Below are 4,440 nucleotides of genomic sequence, written 5' to 3' on the forward strand. Positions count from 1 at the left end.
ACGTACTGCTAGTGCAAATTTTTCTTGCTTGCTGTGCCTACGCAGACAGAGGCTGCAAAAAATTTACACCAGCAATACTGTAGCGACTTTAAAGTATTTCAACTATAAGTGGCGTTTAGATATTAGAAAAACCAGTTGGTATCAGACAACCTCACCGCAAACAAAGCCACTTGCCCACGCCCATTGGAAGTTATAACCACCAAGCCAGCCTGTCACATCCAACACTTCACCAATAAAATACAGCCCATCTTGATAGTTACTTTGTAAGGTCTTTGAGGATACTTCATCCGTCTTGATGCCGCCGCGCGTAACTTCAGCGGTACGATAGCCTTCGGTACCAGAAGGTTTTAGCTGCCAACCATTAAGTGTTTCACCAAGTTCAATTAAACGCTCATCTTTAATATTGGCAAGCTCTTTGTCTTTAATGTCATCCCACAGAGTCGTTTGTAGAGCCGCAAGCAATTTTTTGGGTAATGCATTATCCGTATAATCAGCCAATACCGTACGGATAAGCTGTCTTGGGTGTGATTTTTTATGTGCAAGCAATAGCTCGTTCATATCAATATCGGGGAGCAGATTGATACTGATGGTTTCGCCTGTATGCCAGTAGTTGGACAGTTGCAGCATGGCAGGACCAGAGAGTCCGCGATGGGTAAATAGTAGTGGTAATTTAAATGAGATACGATCATTACTGGCAATCACAGGGATACTAATACCAGCAAGCGTACGAATCAACTCGCCAGTTTTATCGGTAAAGGTAAAAGGTACTAAACTGGCGTCAGTCGTTATCAGGCTATGACCAAATTGCTGTGCCAACTCATAGCCTAAACCGCTCGCACCCATGGTTGGAATGGACAGTCCGCCCGTTGCCACCACCAGTGACTCACAGCGAAAGCCTGTTTGCACAGGCTTGGTTTGATTTGGCGAATCTTTTTGCTCTTGTTTGTCTTTTTTGCTCAGTGCTTTACTGGTTAATAATTGGAAGCGTGCCTTTTTATCATTTTCGAGTGCTTGCACGCTGTCGATTTGGGTATTAAGCCGAACTTGTACACCGACCGCCGCACATTCATTAAGCAGCATCGTCAAGATATCTTGCGCTGAATCATCACAGAATAGCTGACCATGCTCGCGCTCATGATAGGGTATTTTATGCTGCTCAACCATAGCGATAAACTCCCAACTCGGATACCGGCTAAGCGCTGATTTGCAAAAATGCGGGTTGCTACCGATAAAATGCTCAGGCTCAACAAAATAATTGGTAAAGTTACAGCGTCCACCGCCAGACATGAGAATTTTTTTGCCGGCTTTATTGGCGTGGTCAAGTACCAATACGCGTCGACCACGGCGACCGGCGGTTAATGCGCAATATAACCCTGACGCACCAGCACCAATGATGATGACATCATAATGCGAGTATTGTGAGGCAGTGCGGTGATTGTCCATGGTCGGTAGTTCCTGATTTTAAAAGAGCAAATAAGGCTCATAGAGCCTGTTGTCATATAAAGAATGGCGATATAAATGGTAGCGCTTGATATCAGGTTGCTATTGTCCATGTTTTATAACAGGTTACAAGGATTAAATAGCATTGTTGCAACTGCATTTAAAAAAATAGCGGTAAAAAATACCAGCCATAGAATCTGCAATCTTAAACATACTAGCGTGCTATACAATTGTTGTGATTAGTGGTTGATGCCTTGCAACCATTCGGCATATTTGTCAAACTGTCTTTGAGTGTCACCATTATGGAAGATGACCCTTATTGCCTGTGCCACTCCTCGCTATCAGCGATGTTTGCTACCGGTCATAATAATTAAAAAAGGATGAAGCTCATGACTCAAAAATCATTTCCCATTGCGCCTGAATTCCTCGCCGCAGCCAATATCACCGCCGAGCAGTATGCTGAACAATATAAGCAATCGGTCGCGTCACCTGAGGCAACCGATGCCTTTTGGGCAAAACGTGCCGAGTTGATTGATTGGATAAAAAAGCCCACCAAAATCAGCGACGTCAGCTACGACTTAAAAAACTTTCATATTAAGTGGTTTGAGGATGGTGAGCTGAATATTTCAGTCAACTGTCTTGATCGCCACGTCAAAAACAACCCTTACAAACCTGCCATCATTTGGGAAGGGGATCATCCTTCCTTGCATAAAATAATCTCATTTAAAGAACTGCATGAAGCCGTTTGTCGCTTAGGTAATGCCATGCGTAAGCTTGGGGTCAAAAAGGGCGACCGTGTCACCTTATATATGCCGATGATACCAGAAGCGGTGGTGGCCATGCTGGCGTGTACGCGTATTGGCGCCGTGCATTCGGTGGTCTTTGGCGGTTTTTCTGCAGAGAGCTTGGGTAATCGTATCATTGACAGTCAGTCCAAACTTGTCATTACCGCTGATGAAGGTATCCGTGGTAACAAGCGTACACCGCTAAAAGCCAATGTCGATCGTGCTCTAGATATGGATGGCACAGACAGCGTCAGCAATGTCATCGTCGTCCATCGTACAGGAAATTCTGTGCCGATGAGTGGTCGCCGTGATATCTGGTATCACAGTTTGGTCGATGGTGAATCGCAGCACTGCGAACCTGAAGTCATGAATGCAGAAGACCCGCTGTTTTTATTATATACCTCTGGTTCAACAGGCAAGCCCAAAGGCGTGTTGCACACCACAGGCGGTTATATCACTTATGCGCTGTCCACGTTTCGTGATGTTTTTGATATCAAAGATGATGACGTGTACTGGTGTACCGCAGACGTCGGTTGGGTGACGGGTCATACCTACGCCACTTATGCACCGCTTGCTAATGGCACCACGACAGTGATGTTTGAGGGCGTGCCAGAGTATCCGACATGGGCGCGCATTGGGCATATTATCGATAAACACCAAATTACCGTTTTATATACTGCACCGACCGCTATCAGAGCCATGATGAAAGAGGGAGATACCTTTGTACGTGAATCGGATCGCTCAAGTTTGCGCTTACTTGGGACGGTTGGTGAGCCAATTAATCCTGAAGCATGGGACTGGTACTATCATGTCGTCGGTGGCAGCAAGTGTCCGGTTGTCGATACTTGGTGGCAGACAGAAACTGGCGGTATTATGCTCGCGCCAATACCGGGGACGGTAGAAATGAAGCCGGGCGCGGCGATGAATCCTCTATATGGTATCGTCCCTGAAGTCATTGATACCGATGGCGTTGCGCTTGAAGGGGTAGCTGAGGGTAATTTGGTGATTAATAGTAGCTGGCCCGGTCAGATGCGTACCCTTTATCAAGACCATGCGCGGTTTTTAGCGACTTACTTTACCGAGTATCCCGGCTATTATTTTACGGGTGATGGGGTACAGCGTGATGAAGATGGTCACTATTGGATTACCGGTCGTGTCGACGATGTGCTCAATGTGTCAGGACATAGACTGGGCACGGCAGAGATTGAAAGCTCGATCGTTGCACACCCAGCGACGGCAGAGGCAGCTGTTGTAGGAATGCCGCACGACGTACGTGGCATGGGAATTTGCGCTTTTGTTATCTTAAAGTCGAGTGAAACGGCAACTGAATCACTAAAATCGGAGTTAAACCGTCACGTACGCTCTGAGATTGGTCCGATTGCCAATCTAGATGCCATCTATATGGTCAATGTACTACCCAAAACTCGCTCCGGTAAAATCATGCGCCGTATTTTGCGTAGTCTGGCGGCAGGGCAGTATGTTGGACTGGGTGATTTATCTACCCTTGCTGACAGCTCAGTCATCAATGAGCTGGTCGAAGTGGTCAAGACAGAACGTGCAAAGTAGCATCGCTAGTTCAATATAAATGCACTTTAAACATGCTATACGTTTAAAATTATTAGAAGCTTAGGTATAAAAGGTAAAAGCCATGCTATAAAAGTAGCATGGCTTTTTACCGAGATATCATTGATATTAGTAGGCTTTAGAAGTTCAATGTTTTTTAGAATAATCATCTGATTTCATCTGATTTCATCTGATTTCTTATTATTTTGCCAAATACTTTACAAGGTTTATTGTCATCATGACTGATTCTGCTTTGCATACTACTGAACAATCAATGCCGAAAATTGCGATTATTGGCGGGGGTTTGACCGGTTTATTTACGGCTACTTTATTGGAGCGCGCATTTACTGAAGATAATTCTAATGTCAAAAACCAGTCGATCGTACCAAACATTGTTATTTTTGAGAAATCCCGTAGCGTTGGTCGTTTAGCAACCCGCTATCGCACGGACAGCGCAACGCATAAAAACTGGCAATGGGCATTTGGTGCGCAGTTTTTCACTGCAAAAAGTACTGATTTCCAGCAGTTTATCAAGCCTTGGATACAGAGTGATTTATTGCAGCCGTGGTGTGCCAATGTAGTGGACTTAATACCCTCTCACGATGCCGCTCAGAATGCTGATATCCAAATAAAAGAGCAATGGAGCAGTACC

At 45.2% G+C, this 4,440-nt stretch carries 3 protein-coding genes; 2 read left to right on the forward strand and 1 reads right to left on the reverse strand.

Annotated elements, in window-relative coordinates:
- Positions 1 to 141: 141 nt before the first annotated feature.
- Positions 142 to 1,443, reverse strand: a complete 1,302-nt coding sequence (locus VLN09_RS08660) for an NAD(P)/FAD-dependent oxidoreductase (protein ID WP_325245628.1) — start codon at positions 1,441 to 1,443, stop codon at positions 142 to 144.
- A gap of 386 nt (positions 1,444 to 1,829) precedes the next feature.
- Here VLN09_RS08660 and acs point away from each other — a divergent pair, with 386 nt between their 5' ends.
- Together acs and VLN09_RS08670 are read left to right on the forward strand one after the other, a co-directional pair.
- Complete coding sequence (acs, locus tag VLN09_RS08665; RefSeq protein WP_325245630.1) at positions 1,830 to 3,791, forward strand: acetate--CoA ligase; 1,962 nt, start codon at positions 1,830 to 1,832, stop codon at positions 3,789 to 3,791.
- Positions 3,792 to 4,026: 235 nt separating this feature from the next.
- On the forward strand, positions 4,027 to 4,440 hold a 414-nt coding region (locus VLN09_RS08670; RefSeq protein WP_325245632.1), incomplete at its 3' end, for an NAD(P)-binding protein.

The sequence above is a fragment of the Psychrobacter sp. genome, from assembly GCF_035469765.1.
Taxonomy (GTDB): Bacteria; Pseudomonadota; Gammaproteobacteria; order Pseudomonadales; family Moraxellaceae; genus Psychrobacter.